22 protein-coding genes are annotated in these 21,643 nt (G+C 42.6%); 18 read left to right on the top strand and 4 right to left on the bottom strand.

What is annotated here, in order from left to right:
• Positions 1 to 380: 380 nt before the first annotated feature.
• From ABIE26_RS17760 to ABIE26_RS17830, 15 genes are all read left to right on the top strand, one after another.
• Positions 381 to 842, top strand: a complete 462-nt coding sequence (locus ABIE26_RS17760) for a helix-turn-helix transcriptional regulator (RefSeq protein ID WP_354376198.1) — start codon at positions 381 to 383, stop codon at positions 840 to 842.
• A gap of 237 nt (positions 843 to 1,079) precedes the next feature.
• The gene (locus ABIE26_RS17765; RefSeq protein ID WP_354376199.1) at positions 1,080 to 1,973 is read left to right on the top strand and encodes an RteC domain-containing protein; all 894 of its coding nucleotides are present in this window, start codon (positions 1,080 to 1,082) and stop codon (positions 1,971 to 1,973) included.
• Between the two features lie 115 nt (positions 1,974 to 2,088).
• Positions 2,089 to 2,565 (top strand): hypothetical protein, encoded by a 477-nt coding sequence (locus ABIE26_RS17770; RefSeq protein WP_354376200.1) that lies wholly within the window; start codon positions 2,089 to 2,091, stop codon positions 2,563 to 2,565.
• Positions 2,566 to 2,613: 48 nt separating this feature from the next.
• Positions 2,614 to 2,976, top strand: a complete 363-nt coding sequence (locus tag ABIE26_RS17775; RefSeq protein ID WP_354376201.1) for a DUF4134 domain-containing protein — start codon at positions 2,614 to 2,616, stop codon at positions 2,974 to 2,976.
• 90 nt (positions 2,977 to 3,066) lie between these two features.
• Positions 3,067 to 3,414, top strand: a complete 348-nt coding sequence (locus tag ABIE26_RS17780) for a DUF4133 domain-containing protein (protein WP_354376202.1) — start codon at positions 3,067 to 3,069, stop codon at positions 3,412 to 3,414.
• Positions 3,411 to 5,885 carry a TraG family conjugative transposon ATPase gene (locus ABIE26_RS17785; RefSeq protein ID WP_354376203.1) on the top strand — a complete coding sequence of 825 codons (2,475 nt, stop codon included), beginning with the start codon at positions 3,411 to 3,413 and terminating at the stop codon, positions 5,883 to 5,885. The genes ABIE26_RS17780 and ABIE26_RS17785 overlap by 4 nt, the downstream gene beginning before the upstream one ends.
• Before the next feature lie 125 nt (positions 5,886 to 6,010).
• Entirely contained in the window at positions 6,011 to 6,358 is a 348-nt protein-coding gene (locus ABIE26_RS17790; RefSeq protein ID WP_354376204.1) for a hypothetical protein, read from the top strand.
• A gap of 24 nt (positions 6,359 to 6,382) precedes the next feature.
• A complete protein-coding gene (locus ABIE26_RS17795; protein ID WP_354376205.1) occupies positions 6,383 to 7,075 on the top strand; it encodes a conjugal transfer protein TraI in 693 nt (230 codons plus the stop codon).
• Entirely contained in the window at positions 7,062 to 7,748 is a 687-nt protein-coding gene (locus ABIE26_RS17800) for a hypothetical protein (protein WP_354376206.1), read from the top strand. The genes ABIE26_RS17795 and ABIE26_RS17800 overlap by 14 nt, the downstream gene beginning before the upstream one ends.
• The gene (locus ABIE26_RS17805; protein ID WP_354376207.1) at positions 7,735 to 8,370 is read left to right on the top strand and encodes a TerB family tellurite resistance protein; all 636 of its coding nucleotides are present in this window, start codon (positions 7,735 to 7,737) and stop codon (positions 8,368 to 8,370) included. The genes ABIE26_RS17800 and ABIE26_RS17805 overlap by 14 nt, the downstream gene beginning before the upstream one ends.
• Before the next feature lie 4 nt (positions 8,371 to 8,374).
• Entirely contained in the window at positions 8,375 to 9,547 is a 1,173-nt protein-coding gene (gene traJ, locus ABIE26_RS17810; RefSeq protein WP_354376208.1) for a conjugative transposon protein TraJ, read from the top strand.
• 5 nt (positions 9,548 to 9,552) lie between these two features.
• Complete coding sequence (gene traK / locus ABIE26_RS17815) at positions 9,553 to 10,179, top strand: conjugative transposon protein TraK (RefSeq protein WP_354376209.1); 627 nt, start codon at positions 9,553 to 9,555, stop codon at positions 10,177 to 10,179.
• Positions 10,176 to 10,397 (top strand): hypothetical protein, encoded by a 222-nt coding sequence (locus ABIE26_RS17820; protein WP_354376210.1) that lies wholly within the window; start codon positions 10,176 to 10,178, stop codon positions 10,395 to 10,397. Before traK ends, ABIE26_RS17820 begins: the two co-directional genes overlap by 4 nt.
• 31 nt (positions 10,398 to 10,428) lie before the next feature.
• Complete coding sequence (traM, locus tag ABIE26_RS17825; protein ID WP_354376211.1) at positions 10,429 to 11,535, top strand: conjugative transposon protein TraM; 1,107 nt, start codon at positions 10,429 to 10,431, stop codon at positions 11,533 to 11,535.
• Complete coding sequence (locus tag ABIE26_RS17830) at positions 11,532 to 12,947, top strand: hypothetical protein (RefSeq protein ID WP_354376212.1); 1,416 nt, start codon at positions 11,532 to 11,534, stop codon at positions 12,945 to 12,947. Before traM ends, ABIE26_RS17830 begins: the two co-directional genes overlap by 4 nt.
• A gap of 65 nt (positions 12,948 to 13,012) precedes the next feature.
• Here ABIE26_RS17830 and ABIE26_RS17835 read toward each other — a convergent pair whose 3' ends face one another.
• From ABIE26_RS17835 to ABIE26_RS17850, 4 genes are read right to left on the bottom strand one after another with little or no spacing between them, the layout of a single operon-like run.
• On the bottom strand, positions 13,013 to 16,165 hold the full coding sequence (locus tag ABIE26_RS17835) for a hypothetical protein (protein ID WP_354376213.1): 3,153 nt from the start codon (positions 16,163 to 16,165) through the stop codon (positions 13,013 to 13,015).
• On the bottom strand, positions 16,146 to 16,715 hold the full coding sequence (locus ABIE26_RS17840) for an ABC-three component system middle component 1 (protein WP_354376214.1): 570 nt from the start codon (positions 16,713 to 16,715) through the stop codon (positions 16,146 to 16,148). The genes ABIE26_RS17835 and ABIE26_RS17840 overlap by 20 nt, the downstream gene beginning before the upstream one ends.
• Positions 16,696 to 18,030 carry an ABC-three component system protein gene (locus tag ABIE26_RS17845; protein WP_354376215.1) on the bottom strand — a complete coding sequence of 445 codons (1,335 nt, stop codon included), beginning with the start codon at positions 18,028 to 18,030 and terminating at the stop codon, positions 16,696 to 16,698. Before ABIE26_RS17845 ends, ABIE26_RS17840 begins: the two co-directional genes overlap by 20 nt.
• A gap of 2 nt (positions 18,031 to 18,032) precedes the next feature.
• The gene (locus ABIE26_RS17850; protein WP_354376216.1) at positions 18,033 to 19,118 is read right to left on the bottom strand and encodes an MBL fold metallo-hydrolase; all 1,086 of its coding nucleotides are present in this window, start codon (positions 19,116 to 19,118) and stop codon (positions 18,033 to 18,035) included.
• A gap of 592 nt (positions 19,119 to 19,710) precedes the next feature.
• On the opposite strand from ABIE26_RS17850, the gene ABIE26_RS17855 reads away from it, so the two are divergent.
• From ABIE26_RS17855 to ABIE26_RS17865, 3 genes are all read left to right on the top strand, one after another.
• Positions 19,711 to 20,226 carry a hypothetical protein gene (locus ABIE26_RS17855; protein ID WP_354376217.1) on the top strand — a complete coding sequence of 172 codons (516 nt, stop codon included), beginning with the start codon at positions 19,711 to 19,713 and terminating at the stop codon, positions 20,224 to 20,226.
• Between the two features lie 189 nt (positions 20,227 to 20,415).
• On the top strand, positions 20,416 to 20,622 hold the full coding sequence (locus tag ABIE26_RS17860; protein WP_354376218.1) for a hypothetical protein: 207 nt from the start codon (positions 20,416 to 20,418) through the stop codon (positions 20,620 to 20,622).
• Positions 20,600 to 21,631 carry a DUF932 domain-containing protein gene (locus tag ABIE26_RS17865; protein WP_354376219.1) on the top strand — a complete coding sequence of 344 codons (1,032 nt, stop codon included), beginning with the start codon at positions 20,600 to 20,602 and terminating at the stop codon, positions 21,629 to 21,631. Before ABIE26_RS17860 ends, ABIE26_RS17865 begins: the two co-directional genes overlap by 23 nt.
• Positions 21,632 to 21,643 lie beyond the last annotated feature (12 nt).

Below are 21,643 nucleotides of genomic sequence, written 5' to 3' on the forward strand. Positions count from 1 at the left end.
ACAGACATAATTGTTTGCTTGAGATATTTATAGCGTTAAACGCGTCCTGACCGGAAAAACTGGAAATTTTAAACTAGAGTTGGGAACAAGTGCAACGCCTGCGGAAGCGCGGGCTTGCTTTGTTCTGTACTCTAGTGGGATTCCAGTCCCTTCCGGTGCGGTTCATTGCGACCCGCGCTATCACAGAAAAATGTGATAGTTCATCCTGCTGCCCGGCAGGTTAAGCGTGTGTCGATATTTTACTAATCTTTTTATTTGCATACATCCCACTGGGTTCAGGTATTTTTTTATTCAATCCTTATTTGATGTCTGCTAACTCCAATGTTAAAATTTATTCTCCTGCTGTTTCTTGGCTGTTTTTGATTCTAGAACTTACCCTGATGGGGTACCAGCTTTTCCGGTGCTACAATACTTCCTGTCAGCGAAAGAACTGGTTTCCGCTGTTCGTGCTCTTGTTGCTGGTGGCTTGGAACTGTACGATTGGTTCGCTGATGGATATGGTCAAAATGGTAATCATAAATTTAGCGGTGCTTTTGCTGGCTGTAGTGTTGATGTACCTTTCATTTTTGTATAAGAATAATGTGGTTGCTTTGCTGGATGTCTCTGAAATACCGGAGGAACCAATCGATCCATTTCTGTGGAATTGTCAAAAATATGCGCTCACGACAAGAGAAATTGACGTTGTTATGTTGCTGGCTAAGGGGATGACTTATAAAGAGATTGCAGAAATGCTGCACATTTCCACCTCTACAGTTGATTCTCATGCACAGAATTCTTATAAAAAAGCGGGGGTCAACAACAAGACCGCTTTGCTCCATAAATTTCTGATGGTATCGGAATAATAAATAAGCTTTTTTTATAGGGGTAAACCCTGAATTGCCCGCCTTACAGTATGCTGTGAGGCTTTTTTGTTTAAAATCGTGAGTTTTCACTATTGCAGATACCTACGCATTTGCTGCACATTTGGGTTTGACCAAAACTTTAAATAGATGCCTATGAATAAATGATACTCATTCCCGTTGATTTGTTCGGTTCCGCTTTGGGAACCGGTCAGCTGGACTTATTCAAATTTCATACCTATGCGTAAAAACAATTTTAAGCAAGGCTTTCGTGACTTGCAGAGTGGTGTAAAAATGGCGGCAGATCGTAATGACTTGTCTCTGGTGGAAAAGTTTAACAGCATCACCGAGCAGATTGCTGAGTTTATGAGCCGTGGCCGGGTGCAGGTGCTGGCTGTTCCTTTTGATGATGACCTGGAAGAGATCTATTTTTTTAAGTTTGAAAAGCCGGAATGGTCTGCGCTGAAGATCTATTATGCAGCTTTGTTTGGTTTGATGAACCGCAGGCCTTCGGGGCACCGAAAGACGCTGCGCAGGTTTTACCTGCGGGAGCTGGATTACCTGGCTGGTATTTTCAAGCGTTACGGTTTATATTACCAGTATTACCGGTCGGGGGCAACGGACATGGATGATATCCTGTTTTTGCGTGGTGCTCTGGTTGCCTCTCCGGTATTGCTGGAACTGCCTGAGGTCGATCCGGATTTTTCTACCTGTGGGGAATACCTGTTTGCTATGTTTTCCGCTTATGAATCTTTGCAGGAATATATCCTGGAGGAAATGAAAGCACTGGAGAAATGTAATGCGGGTGTGGGGCTTGTTTCATCCGGTCAGGTTAAGAAATATTTTGAGTATACAGGTGAACTGATCAATATGGTGGAACTGGCCTATGGGCTTTGGATCTCCGGTCAGTTCAATAACGGTAAGGCCAGTTTGGTGGAAATCTTTCGCTGGCTGGAGGAAACGCTGGGTATTGAGCTGGGCGTACCTTCTAATCGTTTTCGGGAAATTAAACGGCGCAAGCGCCTGAGCCGGACGCATTTCATGGATTTGTGCCGCTCGGAACTGCTGGCTTATATGGATAATGAGCATTCATTGGATGCTAAAACGGTGGAGGATTTGGTTTCGGATGATTGATAATGAGGGTGTTATGAGGTATTTGTCACCCCTGTAGATATCCCGGTTTGGCTTCTTTGAAACTTTGCTTTTGTTGTCCCGCTGCAATGCAGTGGCGGGATTAAAGCAATTAAATATGATAACATTTCAATCATTTCAAGGACTGCATCTGGTACTGGCAGCCACGCTGCTGGCATTGGTTTTTCTGGCGCTTATCCTGCTGCTGGTTAAGGGTAAAAACAAAGCTTCCCCGCCTTTGGATCACCCTGTTGAGCCAGGATTCTGTGACATCGATGAAACAGGAGAGGAACTGATGGGTAAAGCGGTACTGGAACAGGGTGTAAGTATCTTGGGGGCTGATGAGTTTGGCTTTGTGGATAAATCCAGGCAGCTGGGTGCTTTACCTGACTTTCAGCAGGACATCAGGGAGATTTGCAGGGTTATTGCGGAAAATGATGGCAATAAAGAGGATTTTCTTTTGATGTTTCCCATGATCCGCTCGAAATACCCGCACCTGGCGGCAAGTCCGTTGTTACCGGCACTAAATGCCTTTATCCGTGAAAGTGTTCCCTTTCAGCTCTCTCCGCAGGAACTGGAAAACCTCTGGGACTAAGGCCGGGAATCTGATGATCAATCCATTATTCATTCTTCAAATTAATACATGATAAAAACAAAAAATAAATCTATAATAACAAGAAAAATCTGGGAAAAAGCGTCAGGTAAATACCTGCTGTTCTGCTTTGCGATTTTGTGTGCCAATCTGCTGTTTACTTTGCCGGGCTTTAGCCAGGATGGGGCGGCAGGTATCAACGAAGCCACCAATAAAGTAAAAGGATATTTTGACGCGGGATGCAACCTGATGTATGCCATCGGTGCAGTTGTGGGCATCATAGGCGCAATCAAAGTCTTTCAAAAATGGAATGCGGGCGAGCCGGATACCAGCAAGGTGGCTGCGGCCTGGTTTGGTTCCTGCATCTTTTTGGTTGTAGTGGCAACGGTGCTGCAATCTTTCTTCGGTATATAGATCATTAATCACCATTGGGCGGCGGGGCGCGTAAAGCTTGCAAATAAGATGGCACCGCGTGTTCCGTCTGCCTGATATTAAAATTTGTTTATGAGTTTAATCTATCAGATCAATAAGGGCATCAATAAGCCTATCGAATTTTCCGGCCTTAAAGGGCAGTATATCGGTTATCTGGCCGGGGGACTTTTGCTATTGTTGCTAACGTTTATTTCCCTATACCTGTTGGGAGCAAATCTGTATGTGATATTACCCCTGGTCTTTGGCCTCGGTGCCGGACTGTTTATGGCTGTTGGACGGCTATCGAAACGCTTCGGGGTTCACGGTCTGGAAAAGTTTATGGCGAAACGGGGCTTACCTAAGTACTTGCGTTTTGGTTCCAGGCGGCTGTTTACTGGATTGAAGGTATTGCAGGGCAATGCGGAAAGGCAGGGGACATGATGAATATCGAAAAGATTTTTCCGATCTGGAAGGTAGAACACAATGCCATTCTCTCCATGCAGGGTGATATGAGCATTGTCTACCGCTTTCATGGTGCTGAAACCGGAACGCTTTCTGCCGGTAATTTTGATGCGGGACAGCAAGCGCTGTGTAAAGCGATCCGGGTACTGACCGCTGGCACCATCTTTCACAAAATGGATATTTTTATGAAAGCGGGGGTTAAGCCTGACTTTGAGCGTACTGCGCTATCTGGCAGCAGTTTGGCTCATGCCTCAGAGCGGCATTTCAATGAGCGGGCATATTTAGCGCATGAAAGTTATATCCTATTGACCCAGATGCCGGTTGGTCGCAGGCTGTCTTCTTCGGGGTATTCCAATATCCTTCGCAAATCGATTGCGCCGGTTCAGTCCCGTGATGAGGTGGTGTTTAAAAATTTCCTTTCGGCTACCAGTTCCTTTGAGCGGATTATTAATGATAGTGGCTTGTTCTCTTTGGAGCGCTTGGGTGATGATGAACTGGCGGGGACTGCAAATGCGCCGGGGATCATTGAGCGGTATTTGTTTTTGCTGGGAAAAGACCAGCAGCCTGTTATCCGTGACATTCATTTGAAAGATGGCTTGCGTGTCGGTGATCAGCATTGCCAATTGTTTACACTTTCAGATGCCAGCGACCTGCCCACATTTTGCGGCAGCCGGATAGATTATGATGCATATTCTACCGAGCGTACCAAGTACAGTATCGGCTTTGCCTCGCCATTGGGATTATTTTTAGACTGCAATCACCTATATAACCAGGTGATTGTGATCGGTGATGCACAGAAAACCATCAAGGGAATGGAGGCGAAAAAACTGCGCCTGCAATCCTTGTCGACCTATTCCCGGGAAAATGCGATTTCCCGTGATGCTTGCAATGATTTTTTAAATGAGGCGATTGCGACCCAGAAGCTGCCTGTAAAAGCACATTTTAATGTGCTGTGCTGGACGGACGATCCATCGGAACTTTCTGAACTGAAAAATAAAGTGAGTTCGGCGATGGCTAAAATGGATGCGGTCTGCAAGCAGGAAACCGATGGTGCTCCGCAGGTCTGGTATGCCTGTATGCCGGGCAATGAGGGAGATTTTCCGATGAATGAGACCTTTGATACCTTCGCCGAGCAAGCCTGCTGTTTTTTGAATATGGAAACCAGTTGCCGTAGTTCGCTTTCGCCCTTCGGCTTGCGACTAGGTGAGCGAATATCAGGCGTTCCGGTACATGTGGATATTTCGGATGAACCGATGAAGCGGGGCTGGATCACGGCCAGGAATAAGTTCATCATCGGGCCCTCAGGCTCGGGAAAATCTTTTTTTACGAACCACCTGGCAAGATCCTACTACGAGCAGAACGCGCATGTGGTGATCGTGGATATCGGTCATAGCTATAAAGGACTGTGTTCGCTGGTCGGCGGATACTACTTTACCTACTCGGAACAAAGTCCGATCTGTTTTAATCCATTTTATATCGGGGGGGATGATGTATTGGATACCGAAAAAAAGGAGAGCATGAAAACTTTGCTGCTGGCGCTCTGGAAACGCGAGGATGAAACTTATAGGCGTTCGGAGTATGTAGCGATATCCAATGCACTCACATTGTATTATGAGCATCTGGCGGCTGATCCTGCTATTTTCCCTTGTTTCAATTCTTTTTATGAGTTTTTGATGCAAGAGTATTTAGTGGTACTGAAAAACGGTAAAGTACAGCCTTCGGATTTTAATATCGATAACTTTTTGTATGTGCTGAATCCCTACTATAAGGGCGGGGAATATGATTATTTGCTGAATGCAAAAGAGAACCTGGATCTGCTGCATGAGCGCTTTATTGTCTTTGAAATTGACAGTATTAAGAGCCATCCGATCCTGTTTCCCGTGGTAACGTTGATCATTATGGAAATGTTTATCTCCAAGATGCGTAAGCTGAAAGGGATCAGAAAGGTAATTATGATAGAGGAATCCTGGAAAGCAATTGCGACGGCGGGTATGGCATCCTATTTACAGTATTTATTTAAAACTGTACGTAAGTTCTTTGGTGAGGCCATTGTGGTCACCCAGGAGATCGAAGATATTATTTCATCACCAATTGTCAAACAGGCGATCATCAACAATTCGGACTGTAAGATCCTGCTGGATCAGAGCAAGTATCAAAACAAATTTGACCAGATACAGGAACTCCTGGGTTTGACCGATAAGGACAAGACTTTGATCCTATCTATGAACAAGGCGAACGATCCTAAGCTGAAATACAAAGAGGTCTTTATCTCACTTGGCGGTCACTCCAAAGTGTACCGTACAGAAGTCTCGTTGATGGAGTATTTGTGTTACACGACCGAAGAAAGTGAGAAAGTTAAAGTGCAGGAATATGCCGCCAGGTACGGCGACATCGCCCGTGGCATCGCCGCACTAGCGGCAGACATCCTTAACGGAGTTAAGGTCTTTTAAATCATTTATTAATCATTCATAACAAAGCTTACAATCATGGACCTGCGAAGCAAGCTTTTCAACCATTAAAAAACAAATCAAATACTATGGAAAAACATCAAAAAATAAACATCGGAAAATGCCTTATGACACTATTTGTCATTGCGGGTTTTTTGTTAGGCTGTAATCCTTCAGCATCACTCGAAGGTACTTATATCAATAATGCAGCTAGTGAATTTAGCATTGCCGATGATACCCTGGTGGTAGAACAAAGCGAGGGTAACAGGTACTTGTTGCACCGCAGTACTGGTTTCAGGTTACTGAATGACAAGGGCAAGCCCGGCAAACTGCAATATGAAAAGGAGGAATGGACTGCGGTTTATGATACGGATGCTGACGTGCTGAGGGAAAGCCGGAACGGGATCATCATTACGTTCAATGCTGATCGTAGTATCATGACTGCCGGAAAAAGAAAATATAAACAGATTAAATAACAGAATATGAACTTATTAAAATATATGAGTAGAGCATTAAAGGTCTATATGATCGTATTGCCGCTGAGCACGACGGTTTTGCTGGTGAGTTTGCCCTCCGGGGCAAATGCGCAGCTTGCCATCGCTGAAGTGATCAGGGCAGGGGTGAAAAAAGTGATCAAGGCCGTTGACCTGAAGGTTCAGCGTCTGCAAAACCAGACGATCTGGCTGCAAAATGCGCAGAAGGTGATTGAAAACCAGCTGAGTAAACTCAAATTGACGGAAATATCGGACTGGACGGAGCGCCAGCGGAATTTGTACGCCGGCTATTATGATGAACTGCAGAAGGTCAAATCGGTGATTACCGCTTATAAAAAGGTGAAAAGTTTGGCGACTACGCAGGCCGCCATTGTGCAGGAATACAAATGGGCAAGCGGACTTTTTTGGAAGGACAAGCACTTTTCTGCCCAGGAACTGGCATACATGGAAGAAGTGTATGAAGGTATCCTGAAGGCCAGTCTTAAAAACCTGGATCAGGTGTTTGTGGTGATTGGCTCCTTTAAAACCCAGATGTCCGATGCCAAGCGTTTAGAGATGATTAATGCCGCGGAGCGGGCGATGGAGCGGAATTTTTATGACCTGAAAGCTTTTAACGATCAGAATATTGCGCTGTCTATTGGCAGGTCTAAGTCCATTTTTGAAACCAAACAAATGAAGGAGGTCTATGATATCAATTAAGTATAACTGGATCAGTACTGGCAGGTTGCAGCAAAAATGCTTTGCGCTGTTGATCGCCGTATTGCTGTTGACTGCTGCCACTGCTCCGAGCTGTAATGCACAGACTTTCAGCGAGTGGTTTAAGCAGAAAAGCACGCAGAAGAAATACCTGCTTCAGCAGATTGCGGCCCTCCAGGTTTATATCGGCTTTGCAAGGGATGGTTACAAGATCGTGGACGGAGGCTTGCAAACAGTTAAAAGTATGACCAATGGGGAGTTCAGTTTGCATGATGCCTTTATATCGGGGCTGAAAAAAGTGAATCCTGCGATCAAAAATGATGTGCGTATTGCGGAGATCATCAGCTTGCAACTGTCTATCATCAAATCTTTTAATGCGGTGAAACGGTCTGAGCTGCTTTCCGCAGACCAATTCAGCTATATCGCTTCGGTGGGTGAAAATGTTGTCAGCGACTGTTATCGAGATCTGGAGGAATTGCTGCTGGTAATTACTTCGGGTAAAATAGAAATGAGAGATGATGAACGCCTAGAGCGGCTGAATGCGATTTACGAGCGGATGGAGGATAAATCGGCATTTACCCGGGATTTTTGCAGCAATGTGGGACTGATGGTGCTGCAAAAGCGAAGCGAGCAAAATACCATTCAACAGTTAAGGAGGTTTTATGAGAACGAGTAGATTAAAGTTCCTGCTTTTAGGATTGCTGTTTATGATGAGTTTCGGGAGCAAGGCGCAAAGCACGGAGATCCAGCAATTGTTGTTGAACGTGGAAAAACTATCCCAGCTAAAGAACATCCTGGCCGATATGAAAAAAGGGTATACCATTATTTCTAGCGGTTACAACAGTGTAAAAAACATTGCCAAGGGTAATTTCTCTTTGCATGATGTGTTTTTAAACGGCCTCTGGCTGGTCAGTCCCCAGGTGAAAAAGTATTACAAGATCGCTGATATCATTTCCGCTCAGGCGGCTTTGGTTTCCGAATATAAATCTGCGTTTAAGCGGTTTGGTAGCAGTGGCAATTTTAATCCGTCAGAATTGTCTTACTTGTCTAAAGTCTATAAAAAGCTGTTTGATGAAAGCCTTGATAATCTGGATCAGCTGGCTATGGTGATTACTGCGAATAAACTGCGCATGAGCGATGACGAGCGGATGCAGGCGATTGACCATATCGAGGCTGACACACAGGACAAACTCATTTTCTTACGCTCGTTTAACAGAGAAGCCAGTATGCTCAGTATTCAGCGACAACACGAGAAAGCGGATCAAACTGGTTTAGGCAATTATTTTAAACCCAACTAAACTTATGATTAAACAATTTTTTACGACTGCATTTCTTGCAGTCTTAGCCATGCTTTTGCCTAGTGTTTTAATGGCGCAGGGTGTGGCGGGAAGTATTAACGGTTTGCAACCCGTGCTGGATAACGTGTATTCGGACATGCTGCCGCTTTGCGGCAAGCTCATCGGAGTTGCCCGCGGACTGGCTGGTTTCGGGGCGCTCTGGTATATCGCCTCACGGGTATGGCGCAACATTGCCAGCGCCGAGCCGGTTGATTTTTACCCGCTCTTGCGCCCCTTTGCCCTTGGTCTTGCCATTGTACTTTTTCCAATGGTGATTTCGGTCATGAACGGCGTTTTGCAGCCGGTGGTTTCGGCAACCGGAAGTATGGTGAAAAACAGTGATGCTGCTATCGTGGCACTGCTGAAGCAAAAAGCGGCCGCTGTTAAAAACAGTAAACAATGGCAAATGTACGTCGGAGAAAGTGGCTCAGGCGATTCGAATAAATGGTATCGCTATACCCATCCTAAAGACCCTGACCGCGAAAGCGAGGGGGTTTTTGAAGGGGTTGGCAATGATATTAAATTCTGGCTGGACAAGAGTTCCTATAACTTCCGCAATAATATCAAGCAATGGATGTCGGAGGTTTTGCAGGTGCTTTTTGCGGCAGCAGCATTGTGTATCAATACCATCCGAACGTTTTATTTGATCGTGCTGGCGATCTTAGGCCCTTTGGTATTCGGCTTTGCGGTATTTGACGGATTCCAGCATACGCTCACGGTGTGGATCGCCCGCTATGTCAACATCTTTATGTGGCTGCCGGTGGCCAATATCTTCGGTAGCATCCTGGGCCAAATTCAGCAGAATATGCTCAAAATTGACATTTCCCAGATCGGTCAGGCTGGCGATACTTTCTTCAGTGCTTCGGATAGCGCTTACCTGGTCTTTATGGTCATCGGAATTGTAGGCTATTTTACGGTACCCAATGTCGCCAATTACATTGTTCATGCCGGTGGTGGTAACGCGATGCTGCAAAAGGTCAATTCTTTGGTAGTGGGTGGTGCCAGTACAGGGATGTCCGCTGCGCAAGGTGCTGCGGGTATGATCGTAGATCGCTTTGATAATGCTCGTTCTAACTTATCCCAGGGCATGGCCGAGGCATCGGGCAATGATTATTTCAAAGACAAATTAGAATCTTAATGATCATGTTTACACAACTCAAAAACATCGATCGTGCGTTTCAGCACATTAAAAAGTTCAGTATTGCCTTTCTGATTGCCTGCGTCCTATTAACCAGTTGCGTGGTTTACCTGTGCTTTAGCGAGATCGGCAAAGCCAATAACAGGGTGATGATCCTGTACAATGGCAAGGTGCTGGAAGCGTTTGCCGCTGAACGCAAGCAAAACATTGCTGTAGAGCTGCGTGACCACATCCGTACTTTCCATCAGTATTTTTTTGCACTGGACCCGGACGAAAAGGCCATTGCTGCCGGTATTGGTAAGGCGTTGTATCTGGCCGACAATTCCGCAAAACAGGAATGGGAAAACCTGAAAGAAGCTGGGTATTATAACAACCTGATCGCCGCCAATATCTCCCAGCAGCTAGAAGTAGACAGTATCCGGCTCGATTTGAATGCCAGTCCTTACCGCTTTACCTGTTATGCCACCCAGCAATTGATCCGTGCCAGTAGCAGGGTATTGCGCAAGCTGGTCACGCGCGGCGAGATCAGGGTACTGCAAACCCAGACCGATAACAACCCGCACGGCTTTCTGATCCAGCATTGGGAAACGCTCGTCAATCAGGATACGGACGCTAATCCTTCCAGACCATGAGCTTATTTCAGCGCAAAAAGAAGCCGCTGAGCCAGCGGCAAGATGCTATTGCCCAAAAAGTAGCGGGAAAAATCCTGCAATCGCAACGCCAGTTAGCCAAGTACCTGAACGAGCGTACCGCAGGGCTGTCCGGCAAAACCTGGCTGGTATTGCTGATCGCCTTTTGCGCTGCTTTCAGCAGCTATTTGCTGTACCTGCTGATGCAGATTGGCTATTAACAGATTTATTAACCTTTTAAAAAATGAATTTATGACAGAAAAAAATGAAAAACCGACCGGTAAACTGGCCAGCAACGTAACAAGATTACGCATCCAACTGGATCGCCGGAAATTGCTTTTTATCCTGCCCATAGCGGCAGTGCTGCTGGGCTTGCTTGGCTATGGTTTATACCAGTGGCAGGAAGCCAAAGGAGTTAAGCAAGCACCAAAAGCGGGTATCAATACCAAATTACCCGGTGCGACTTTCTCAGAGAAAGAGCCGGAGGGAAAGATGGCTTATTATGATAAAGCCAAACAAGATTCAGCGCACAGCGATACAGCTGGTTTAAGTTATGCAGCTGAAAGATTGGGCTTTGGAAAACGGCCAGATGAACAGACCGATAAGATTACCGAAAAACTAGCTGTGCTGGACAGGGAAATCAATGCCCCCTATGTGGCGCCGAAAAGTTATGGAGCCGGTAGTTCAGCTAGTTCGGTTGTGGTTTCAGCGCCCATGTCTAAAGATGTTGACCGTTTGGAAGTGCTGATGAAAAACATGCAGGGGAATTCCGGTGGTGATGATCCTGAAATGGTGCAGCTGAATACCATGATGGATAAAATATTGCAGATCCAGAACCCTGATATCCTTCGTCAGCAGGTAAAAGCAACGCTGCCAGCTGTTGCGGATACCCTGTTCAAAGCCATTCCGGCAGAAATCGCTTCTAATCAAAAAGTGATGCAGGGATCAGTAGTAGAAATCCGCTTATTGGATAGCGTGGTGCTGAACGGGCAGTACATTCCCCGGGGACATACATTATTTGGTCTTGCTTCCTTCAGTAACCAGCGAATGAATCTGGAGATCAAAAATATCAGGTTGGGTAACCAGGTTATTCCGGTGAACCTGACGGTTTATGACAAGCGGGATGTGATGACAGGTGTATTTGCGCCCGAAGCCTTGCTTAGCCAGGTGATTGCCTCGGGAAGCTCTGGTGCCATCGGCGGTCTTGGCATTTCGGGATTTGATCTGACTACGCAACTTGCAGGTGCTGGAATAGACGCGGCCAAATCGCTGCTGACCAAAAAGATCAAACGTATCAAACAGCCTTTAAAAGCCGGATATCCCTTACTGATACGGGATAATACCAAAAACAAACCATGAGGGTATCGGATTTCGCTGCGCTGGCCGATGAGCTTAAAGATCATGGCTACCCTGAAAAATGGGTGGATGAAAAGCTGATCGCCGGCATTCCCATGTATGCAAAGAGTTTTAGTATAAAGCAGTTGATGAAGCACAAAGACGACCCCGTGTACGTTCGTATGGATTTTGACATTTCCAAAGGGGTTATTGAGCTGAAAGCGCTGGATGCTGATTTGCTTCGCAAAAGCTTTAAGGCTAAAGACCTGCCCGACCTGAATTTTCCGGTTTCAAGGGATAAATGGGTGCTGGAGAGTACTTCACAACAGGCCGATCTTGTGCCAGCCCGGTATCTGCTTGATGTACTCCAGGCGAGTAAACAAATGTCCGAGATGAACCCGGACTTAGTAGAAGAATATAAAACAAAAACGATCAGTACCATGAACAGAAACAATCTTGAAGAGCTAAGGGATATCCTTGCCGCACACAAATTTGGTGAGCACCTCATTAAACAGATGGAGGAAAACATGGCAAAGAACTTGCCTGCATTCCAGTTAAGGGATACGCTCCACACCGATAAAGGACAAATGGACTTGTCGATGAATTTCCGGCAGTCCGCGAAATCGGATTTCTATTATTTTAACAATTATAAACTGGAGCTGAGTAAAGCCAGGCCGCTGGAAAAAGACCATCAGTACCTGGTGATCACCGAAGCGGACGGTAAAAACCTGATGCGCAAATATGATAGTGCCTTGCAGGCAATGGAGTTCTTCAACAAGCAAACGGGTAACAGTGAATTGGCTATTGGCAAAGGAAATAAAGATGACCTGCAATACCGCAATACGGTGGCTACGATGAAGGAAGGAAAGGTAGATTATGTGGCCAAGGAGTTTTATGGTACATACCGTACCCCGCCGGTAACCAATACTTTTTACCTGAAAAATGAGGCAACCTTTAGCCTGGAGCAAGGTGTCAACCTGTTGCAAGGGCGTGCTGTATTCCGTGATGATTTACTGAACAGGGGCGGGGAGCAGTACAGTGCCTGGGTACAGCTGGATTTCGACCAGAAGAAGGACAACTATGGGAATTATAAGACCCGCCAGTTCAGTGAGGGGTATGGCTTTGATGTGAAAAAGGAACTGGAATCTTACCAGATCAAGGAACTGGCTGATATTAAAAAGACCGAACTGATCCTTTCGGAACTGAAAGAGGGCAACCGTCCATTGGTAACTGTTCCGGGTGCAGATGGTCAGGATCAGAAATTGCGTATCGTGGCTATGCCAAGGTACAGCAACCTGAATTTCTTTGAGATCAATGGCAAGCCCGCCATCCGCGAGGATTACAAAAAGGAGCAGCAGCTGAGCCAGCTTTTGGATAAGAATAAAGGCAAGGACAAATCCAAAAACCAGGAGCAGGAGAACGAACTGGCTTTGTAAATCAATATTTTGCTATTATTCAACATTAATTAAAAAAAAACTTGCCGGATTTCCGGCAGGTTTTTTTAAAAAAGTAGATCGGTTTTGACTTTACCGAATGTCTCAAGCTCCATATATTTTGAATTGAATAAATCTTTAGGAATTTTTTTCATCAAAAGGCTGTGGAAGTTTAAATCGTGCGTTGATAGAATTACCTGCCGCTTATGGTTTACGATGATGCTCCTTAATAGATCAATTGTAGACAAAATATTGATACTATCCATTGATTGGATCGGATCATCAATGAAAATACATTCCAGTTGTTTCCCCTGATCGTCTTTTGCATGCAATGCCTTTGCAAGAAATATGCTCAGACTTAAAATGTTAAGTTGTGCCGTACTAAAGTATAAATTCGGAATTTGGAGTATTTCCCTTTGGCTATCGGTTACGCATACATTAAGTTGCGGTTTGTCGTCTGTGAAATCGCATTTAAATTTGATCACCTTATAATCAGGATGCGGGTCTATTTTTCGGTATAGATCATTTATAATATCTTCATAGAAAAAAGAATTTATCTGCTTATCAATGTGTTCGGCTACATTCTGTTTTTCAGTTTCCAGACGTTTTTTTAGCGGTCCTTTAAGAAATTTCAATCGTTCTTTATTGGTCTTCTCATCCGCTTTTGCTTTTTCGAACTTAAGGAAAGGTATTAGATCGTCTTTAAGTTTATCAAGCAATGTGTAAAGCTCAATGCTCTTTTCAGATGCGGCAATTATCAAAAGATCATTCTCTCTTTTTTTGTTCAAGAACGATAATAGGGATTCCTCTGTATCGGTGGTAATGTCTTTTTTGAAGTTGGTTGTGAAATATTCCTGGTAAGTAACTATTCGCTTCTTAAGTTCATTCAGCTCACTTTCATCGGAAGATAGTTGTGCTTTTAGCTTTTCTTCGCTATAGGCTTTTAATGCTTTTTTTTCTTTCTCAATCTTTAATTCAACTTTATTCTCTTGGGCAAGCACTTCATCATACCGCTCCTTTAGCTGTGTTAAGATTTCGTTTAATGAGGTGGCATCAGTTTTTACATCAGGATCTTTTTGTTGGGCGAGATAGTCCAAAATGCTCTGGTAATTTTCATCATTTTTCTTTTGCCTATTGCCTTCAACCAGTTGCTTTATTTCCTGATCCAGTTTTTTTAATTCAGTTTCTATTAGTTTCAGGTCTCCTTGAGCAACTTTTAGTTTCTCCTGTAATGTTTTAATATTATTGTTGGCCTGATCAATCTGGTCGTTCAGTCCCTTTTTATAGTCGTCAACCGTTTTATTTTCCAGCGAGGCATGGAGAATCTGCTGGGCTTGCTCTGTTTTAAGTAAATCATCCTTTAATTGCTGTTGCTGACGTAAGAGCTTATTGCTGTCACTTGTAATCACCGCAATGCGTTGGTTTATGGTTGTTCGTACCCGGGCCAAGTTGTCCCATAGCTGCGTAAAAGCATGCTTATCTTTTTCACGATTAGATTTGACCTGATTTTCAAAGTTGTTTTTTTCTGCTAATAGTTCTTGAAGACGCTTGCTTAAAAGCGCATTACCGGTTACTTTATCAATCAAATCTTGGTACGAATCATGCAAATGGTTACAAAGTGGGCATGTTTCAGCATTTGATTTATTGATCAAATCAAGCCCGTTTTTAATAAGGTCTTCAAGATCCGAGTTAAAAGACTGCTGTTCTTTAATAGACACTTCGAGCTCGAGGAGTTTTTCCGTTAATTTGCTATGTTCCTTTTGCAGTTTGTTTAAGTTGGCTATATCCTTCTTGAAATTTCCATCCCCATCTGGAATTATGCCGGAATAATTTTTCTCATTTATCTGGTTTGCAAATATCTCCAAATTCGTTTCAGTCTCCTTAGTTGCAGACAGCTGCTCATTATTGTACTTAATTATCCGCTCAATCTCAGAAATCTGCGTTTTAAGGCCGTCTATTGTCTTCTTGTGTTGTGCTATACTTGCTTCAGTATTTGGAACTTTCTCGATGGATTGTTTAAAAGAGGTAACCTGTTGTAAATGATTATTGATATCTGATTTGGTCCCGAGAATGATACCATCTTTCTCAATTTTCTCTCTGTTCTTTTCATTGATACTAATCGTTCGGGCAGAAATTTCACCCTCATTTTTTTTAATATCAGTAGACACTGTTAAGTACGTTGGGAATGCGTTGGCAATATCCTGCATTCGTGCCCGGTCGCCTAATATGCTTAATCTTTGTTTCTCCAGGTTTGCTTTTGTTGTAAGATCCTTGGCAAGTTCTCTAAATCGTGCTAGGATTGTTTTTATCTGGTCAATCTTTTTTTCATCATCAATACTTAGCTCACTAATAGTGAAATAGACTTCCAGGCCGTCCAATGTTGAATTCCCTGAAATTGCTTCTTCGATTATTTTAATTGCTTCTTTGGTCTTTTGGATTCTAAAAGACAATTCGTTGTTTTTGCTGCTAATTAATGATCCATATATAGCTGATTCTTTGTCTGTGAATTGAGCGTCAATATAATTAACTGACGGATCTGATTCCCGTAATTGCTTGATTACCTCATTGACTCGGTTAAGTACATCATGATCACCATCAAAAACAAGATCAAGTTGCAGCCCATTGAGATCTTTTTGTATTTTCTTTATATTTTCGTCATTGGATTTGAGCAAAGAAACCAGGGTTCGGTAATAAAGATCGAGGTCTTTATCTCCAAAATATTTGATAAAAGTCTGGTAGCGGTCGCTTCCGTTGTCTTCTTTAAGAAAGGAATCGATCCATTCCTGCGATAGTATTACTTCCTGAAAATACCCTCTCTCTGTTTCTCGTTCATCAAATTTGTAGTCGGCCTGGCCTTTACGCGGCTTTTTAAGTTCCCGTGTAATTGGCAGGTTAGGGTCTGTAGTATAAAGGTTTACAAAAGCCGGTGTATTGTCATCTGCGAACCGATTTCTTAGAATATTTGTTTGAACGGCCTCATTGAGATTCTTCTCGGATTTCGCAACTTGTTGATTAAACTTGTATCTTTTTAGGAATCGATGAATGTTATGGGTGACGCCCCATTCAACGGCATCATAGAATGAAGTCTTTCCAAAACCATTTGGAGCATAAATCGACACAAAATCGGCTTGTTCGACTTTCTCTGTACTGAAATCAAATGTCCCTTCGTTGACTAGGTTATATGCCCTAAAGGCCTGTATTTCAACTTTTTTGAATTTCATTTTTGATCTGTTTTTCTAACTCATCAAGTAGCAATGAGCTTTTGTCTTCATTAATCTTTTTTCCGCTTACTATTCCAGTTGAAACAATGGCTTGCCATATCAATGGGTCTTTTATTAGATTCTTGCCCGCATTCTGGGTAAGGGTTTTGTCTGAAATCAATTTAAGATTGTCGTTCGTAATATGTTCTGTCACAACCTGATCGATGAAGTCATCTGTAATGTCTGCAGCATTGGTAATGAGTATTTTTCTACTCGAAACCGTGTCATTCTCAATTTTATATTTTATGCTCTTTTCAACTTCCGTATCAGTAATGCAGAATAAATAGAGATTCCATATTTCAAATTCTGAATCGAGCTGAGTTTGATAATAAACCGCGATGGCATTTGAAAGCGGTTCCCAGTTGGAATCTAAATTTTCAGCTGACGGGAATTTTATAAAAAATGCATGGATAGGACCAACATAGTGGACAATCCTTATTCTAACAACGAGATCTGGGAAAAGCTCTTGTAATATCTGAATGATTTGTACTTCAGGCAATGTATTGGCCATATTCTTCTTGCAGTTTTAGTAAGAGTTCTTGTTCGTCTAAGATATTTTCGTATTCTGACAACTTATCCATGATGCACTTTTTTTTGAAAGAATCAAGATGCACAAATCTATAGTGGTCAAATGGAAAATTAATTCCGTCGTCAGTTTTCATTTTCTTTTTATCCACGTTAGCACGCATAAGCTTAGGTATTTTTCCAGCATTAATTTCATAAAGGTTTCCCAATGGTGATTTGATTGTGCTTATGACCACTACACCTCCCTTTTTCAGACCTTTATAATCAGAATATATCATCGACTGTAGCTCCCGTGTCCAATCTTCCTTCGTGTCTGAGAACAGCAGTCTGAATGAATCAAATATTTCGGCCAATTCCGTTTCATCAAAGGCGTTGTATCTAATAATATTTAATATCGTAAGGAATTCCAGCCATGCAATCCAGATACTCCTTCCGTCTAAAACCTCGGGATTATTCGGATTAAGTAATAAACGTGTTTTAAAGTAGTTTTTGATAAAAAGCGGCGTTGCCGTACTTGCGATAATATTGTCTGCTGTATTTTTTAAATAATTTCTGGTGAAGGCTACAGATTCTTCATCGAATGCGTTGACTTCCATAATAAAAGCACTATCCTTTAAAAAGGAAAAACATCCCAAGTGAGCAGGTGTTAATGCTGAAAGTTCGTTAGGAAATCTGGAGACAAGATCGTCAAATGATGACATCGGGGAAAAATCAATTCGTCCTAATTGCTCTCCGTCAGCATCAACCATTTGACTTTGTATGCCGGCAATCATAAAAAAATCATCTCGGATTTTTCCAAGTGCACCACCAGAATGACCCTGGATTTCATCAATCCCTGGATTATCAGGAATCTTGGCTTCAACCAGGGAATTATTTTTAAGCCCATGAATGGTTACGTCTTCGTCTTGTCTGAAACCATTGCCATACTCCGGATCAGCGATGGGATCTCGACGAGTCTGGGGATATCCTGATAAAATATAATTTTTTCTGTCCTCTATTATTGCATCTGTCCGTACCACTTGTTCAAGATTTTGAATCTTCGGGATCTTAAGAATGGCAACATCCCTGTCAGGATGAGCAAAATAATTTACATTTTGCTGCAAATGGAAAGGAATAGGAATCCGACTCCAAACTAAACCATTCAATTCAAACCGACTTAGTTCGGTCACAACATTGCCTGCGTCTTCAATTACATGTTTAGCAGTTAAAATATAGGTGCATGTTGGGTCAAATGGCTGAAAGATACAGCCACTCCCTCCATTAATGACTACAATATATGCTCTTATCTGATGGATATTCATATTTACAAGTTGAATGCTGTTGGAACTGGCAAGGGCTTAAAATCAGGGAAGTCAGCATAATCCTGGACTGTAAAAATCTTAGAAATCAACTCCGGATAGTTAAAATAAATTTCACATTTTGGATGGCAATTAATGAGCCTGGCGAGCAGTTGTTTGTTAGGGTGATGATCTTTCTTGCTATTTGTGCTTACAACGAATTTCGTAGACTTAATCATCTTCAGTAATTTTTTACTGTTGTTTAGTTTGCACCCGTGATGTGAAAGTTTCACAATTTCAGCTATTATCGGATTTGCTTCATTATAACCAAGTTTTTCTAAAGAAGCCACTAAAACAGAAGGGAAAGCGTCTCCGAAAAAAAGATAGTTTTTTTGCTGGTAGGTGATCAAAAAAGCCAGCGAACTGCCGTTATGAGGTGCATCATCCTCTACAAAATTTTCGTCGGTGATTTTATCCTCGTTATCCATATGGATTTTCAATGAAATTCCGTGATCATTGCTTTTACCTGTAGTAAGTGATCCGGGCTTCTCTTTTTTCCATTTCTTAAGCAATACCTCCAATTGCTCTTCACCAGGTGAAAGAACTATTATGTCCAGTCCATAAAAGCTTACTTTTTGATGCTGAAGAAAAATTTTTCTGTCCCACAGATTGTTATCAGTCAGATGTTTTTCAAAATCAACACCTTGTTGAATGCTAGTTGTATTACTACCATCTTTTATTTTTAAAACTATTTCATCAGGCGCAGTCTCTGCTGATTCCAAGTGCTCTTTGATGATTTTACCAGAATTGAACCAAACGTTATCAATCATGGAATATGACTCTTTATCCTCAGTCATCCATGTTAATAATCCACCAATATGATCGTCATCCACGTGTGTCAGAACGACAAGATCAAAGTGTTTTTGTCTTCTTTTCAGATCCTCAATTGTTGTTTTAAGATCACCGTCTGCTTTCTTTTTCTTTGCATCCAAATAGTGGTAAGTTTGTGGCGTCCCACCATCTATTAGAATATTCCGTTCTATATTATCCTTATCCTGAAAAGAAAGGTATATAGAATCACCATTGTTGGCCTTTAGTACTTTTATTATCATAATCGTTGTAACTGCGATTATGAATTAATAAACAGATGCAGAGCGTCTATTTTCATAATGTGAGGTTTAGTATTCGGTTTATAAGTACTGCTATTGCAAATTATTTGCTTTTAAACACATACTATTTTCAAATATACCCAATATTAATATGAGAAGCCAAATCCAGTTTTGCCCCGCAGGTGGCGACCAAAATAATTATTCGAAGTTCATCCGATTTGGAATCACATTAACTGCGTCGTTTTCACACGCTTCATTCTGCTTTTGAAGTGTTACCTGCGTGCTTACGACAACACTGCCTTGTTATTGACGATCGTATTTGATGACTTGGCAGTCTGTGGTGATGTGCGTTGGAATTGGGCTGTTTGTTACGAAAGTTCTGATCCGCAGGGCTGCCCGTCAAGGCGGCTCCGCTTTGCTCCGCTGGTTTTGTAAAAAAAATCTCCACACCTCCGCTTTGCTCCGGGTAGTATTTTTTGTTCCAAAAGCCTTGTCTGTCAACCCTGCTATATCAGGAGAGGGTGCTTAACAAAAAGCCAGAATTGGCTCCTGCCGAATGGTAGTAGGCAGGTTGGAAACTAAAATTTTTAATACAATGGAAACTAAAGTAACAGAAAACGGACAAGCAAAAGTAAACACTGTTAAAGCCGACAAAACCCCGAAATTTGTTGCAGGAAACCCTGTGAATGAGGTATCTAAAAAAGGTGAAGAAGCCAAAACAATGGACACAAAGCCACAGGCAACGCCCGAAGCCCCAAAAGCCGAGCCGACAAAAGCAGAGATTAAAAGTCATTTCCAGTTGGAAAAGCCTGCCTTGAACTTAGAGCAGACCCTTAAAAAAATCAAAGATTTAAGCAGGTTATCCAATCAACGGGAGAAGCTGATCGGTACGATCGACAACTTGGAAAGCTTTGAAATTAAACAGGAGGATGAAGCAGAAGAAACCAATCTTAACCACTTTCAGCGTTGCGAGCTTAAAATCACCGATGATAACGGGAATACGTTCAGCACAAAAAACCCTTTTATCATTAACGAGGTGGCTAACAGTATCAAAAAACTTTGCACTGATAAACTGGCAGAAGTTGAGGGACAAATTTCTTTGACCTTGTAAATTATTCATGCCTCCCGATACCTATCGGGAGGTTATTTCTCATTTAAAACCAACAATCATGTTAGATGCATTTAAAGAATTTTTGGACAAAATATACTGGGAAGGCTACGCAGAAGAATTTGAAACCGATAACCCGACCGCTTTTTATTGCCAGTTCAGGGAATTTAAAATTAACCACGAATTATCAATATGAAATACGAAACCCTTTTTATTATGGTTCGTGTGGCAGTCCACGCCGACCATACCAGTTTAGCCGAGATCGTGAACGAGGTAGAAACACAATCAAAATTGAATTTAACCGATACCGCAAACGTCAACATACTGGAAACCGAAATTTTATTATCAAGAGTACGCAACATTAAAAATATCAATCATGGCACACAATCTAAATTATAACGTGCAAACAGGCAAAGTAAGTTTTATGTCTGTCAAGCAAAAAGCATGGCATGGCTTAGGCCAAATTATTACCGATTATCCAACCAGTGCTGAGGCAATTAAATTTGCAGGACTGGATTTTGAAGTGGTCAAAAGCCCGAATATCCACCAGTTACCAAGCGGTGTAAACCTGATTTCCGAGAACAGCTATTTTACTTTTCGTACCGATACCGAGCAGGTTTTGGGCGATAAAGTCGGCAGTGATTACCAAGTGGTACAGAATACCGAAGTATTTGGCTTTTTTGATGGCATCGTAGGAAATACCACAGATATTAGGTATGAAACTGCCGGCTGTTTATATGATGGTCAAATTATATTCGTAACGGCGAAATTGCCCGAGTATATCCGTGTGGGGCGTGATGACTTGATTGAGCAGTATTTAATGCTCACTTCCTCGCATGATGGAACTGGTAGCATTACGGTAGCTTTTACACCTGTGCGTGTGGTCTGTCAGAACACGTTAAATGCGGCTTTAAAAAACCATACAAACTGCATTAAAATAAGGCATACTGCCAGCGCATCGGACAAATTGAAACAGGCATACAAAATGCTGGGGATTTCCAGCCAGTTGGCGGAGGAAATGGAATTGATTTATAACAGATGGTCAAGGGTAAAGATTACCGACCCTGAATTAAAACGGCTGGTGCAAATGGCAATGGTACCCAATCGTGAGGTATTGGACAAATTGCGGACTGGTCAGGATGAACAGCTATCAAGCCATTTTAGCAATATGATTGATGATGTTTTACAGTATGCCTGTGAAAGTCCAACACAACAGGAAACAACTACCAAGGGAACACTTTTTGGCGCATACAATGCCATTACAGGGTACTTTCAAAATGTCCGTAACTACAAAGACGATGAAAGCAAGTTCAAATCGATCTTATCGGGTACGGCTTTAGCACGTACACAAACGGCATTTGGATTATGTACAGACTTTGTTAAAATCGGTGCAACTGCGTTGAATTAAAAAAAGGTTCTA

Origin of the sequence: Pedobacter africanus (assembly GCF_040548825.1) — a bacterium.
Lineage (GTDB): Bacteria > Bacteroidota > Bacteroidia > Sphingobacteriales > Sphingobacteriaceae > Pedobacter > Pedobacter africanus_A.

Excerpts from the sequence above, each read along its gene's own strand:
- ABIE26_RS17760 (WP_354376198.1), top strand. The coding sequence starts at position 381 with ATGGGGTACCAGCTTTTCCGGTGCTACAATACTTCCTGTCAGCGAAAG.
- ABIE26_RS17765 (WP_354376199.1), top strand. The coding sequence starts at position 1,080 with ATGCGTAAAAACAATTTTAAGCAAGGCTTTCGTGACTTGCAGAGTGGT.
- ABIE26_RS17770 (WP_354376200.1), top strand. The coding sequence starts at position 2,089 with ATGATAACATTTCAATCATTTCAAGGACTGCATCTGGTACTGGCAGCC.
- ABIE26_RS17775 (WP_354376201.1), top strand. The coding sequence starts at position 2,614 with ATGATAAAAACAAAAAATAAATCTATAATAACAAGAAAAATCTGGGAA.
- ABIE26_RS17780 (WP_354376202.1), top strand. The coding sequence starts at position 3,067 with ATGAGTTTAATCTATCAGATCAATAAGGGCATCAATAAGCCTATCGAA.
- ABIE26_RS17785 (WP_354376203.1), top strand. The coding sequence starts at position 3,411 with ATGATGAATATCGAAAAGATTTTTCCGATCTGGAAGGTAGAACACAAT.
- ABIE26_RS17790 (WP_354376204.1), top strand. The coding sequence starts at position 6,011 with ATGACACTATTTGTCATTGCGGGTTTTTTGTTAGGCTGTAATCCTTCA.
- ABIE26_RS17795 (WP_354376205.1), top strand. The coding sequence starts at position 6,383 with ATGAGTAGAGCATTAAAGGTCTATATGATCGTATTGCCGCTGAGCACG.
- ABIE26_RS17800 (WP_354376206.1), top strand. The coding sequence starts at position 7,062 with ATGATATCAATTAAGTATAACTGGATCAGTACTGGCAGGTTGCAGCAA.
- ABIE26_RS17805 (WP_354376207.1), top strand. The coding sequence starts at position 7,735 with ATGAGAACGAGTAGATTAAAGTTCCTGCTTTTAGGATTGCTGTTTATG.
- traJ (WP_354376208.1), top strand. The coding sequence starts at position 8,375 with ATGATTAAACAATTTTTTACGACTGCATTTCTTGCAGTCTTAGCCATG.
- traK (WP_354376209.1), top strand. The coding sequence starts at position 9,553 with ATGTTTACACAACTCAAAAACATCGATCGTGCGTTTCAGCACATTAAA.
- ABIE26_RS17820 (WP_354376210.1), top strand. The coding sequence starts at position 10,176 with ATGAGCTTATTTCAGCGCAAAAAGAAGCCGCTGAGCCAGCGGCAAGAT.
- traM (WP_354376211.1), top strand. The coding sequence starts at position 10,429 with ATGACAGAAAAAAATGAAAAACCGACCGGTAAACTGGCCAGCAACGTA.
- ABIE26_RS17830 (WP_354376212.1), top strand. The coding sequence starts at position 11,532 with ATGAGGGTATCGGATTTCGCTGCGCTGGCCGATGAGCTTAAAGATCAT.
- ABIE26_RS17835 (WP_354376213.1), bottom strand. The coding sequence starts at position 16,165 with ATGAAATTCAAAAAAGTTGAAATACAGGCCTTTAGGGCATATAACCTA.
- ABIE26_RS17840 (WP_354376214.1), bottom strand. The coding sequence starts at position 16,715 with ATGGCCAATACATTGCCTGAAGTACAAATCATTCAGATATTACAAGAG.
- ABIE26_RS17845 (WP_354376215.1), bottom strand. The coding sequence starts at position 18,030 with ATGAATATCCATCAGATAAGAGCATATATTGTAGTCATTAATGGAGGG.
- ABIE26_RS17850 (WP_354376216.1), bottom strand. The coding sequence starts at position 19,118 with ATGATAATAAAAGTACTAAAGGCCAACAATGGTGATTCTATATACCTT.
- ABIE26_RS17855 (WP_354376217.1), top strand. The coding sequence starts at position 19,711 with ATGGAAACTAAAGTAACAGAAAACGGACAAGCAAAAGTAAACACTGTT.
- ABIE26_RS17860 (WP_354376218.1), top strand. The coding sequence starts at position 20,416 with ATGAAATACGAAACCCTTTTTATTATGGTTCGTGTGGCAGTCCACGCC.
- ABIE26_RS17865 (WP_354376219.1), top strand. The coding sequence starts at position 20,600 with ATGGCACACAATCTAAATTATAACGTGCAAACAGGCAAAGTAAGTTTT.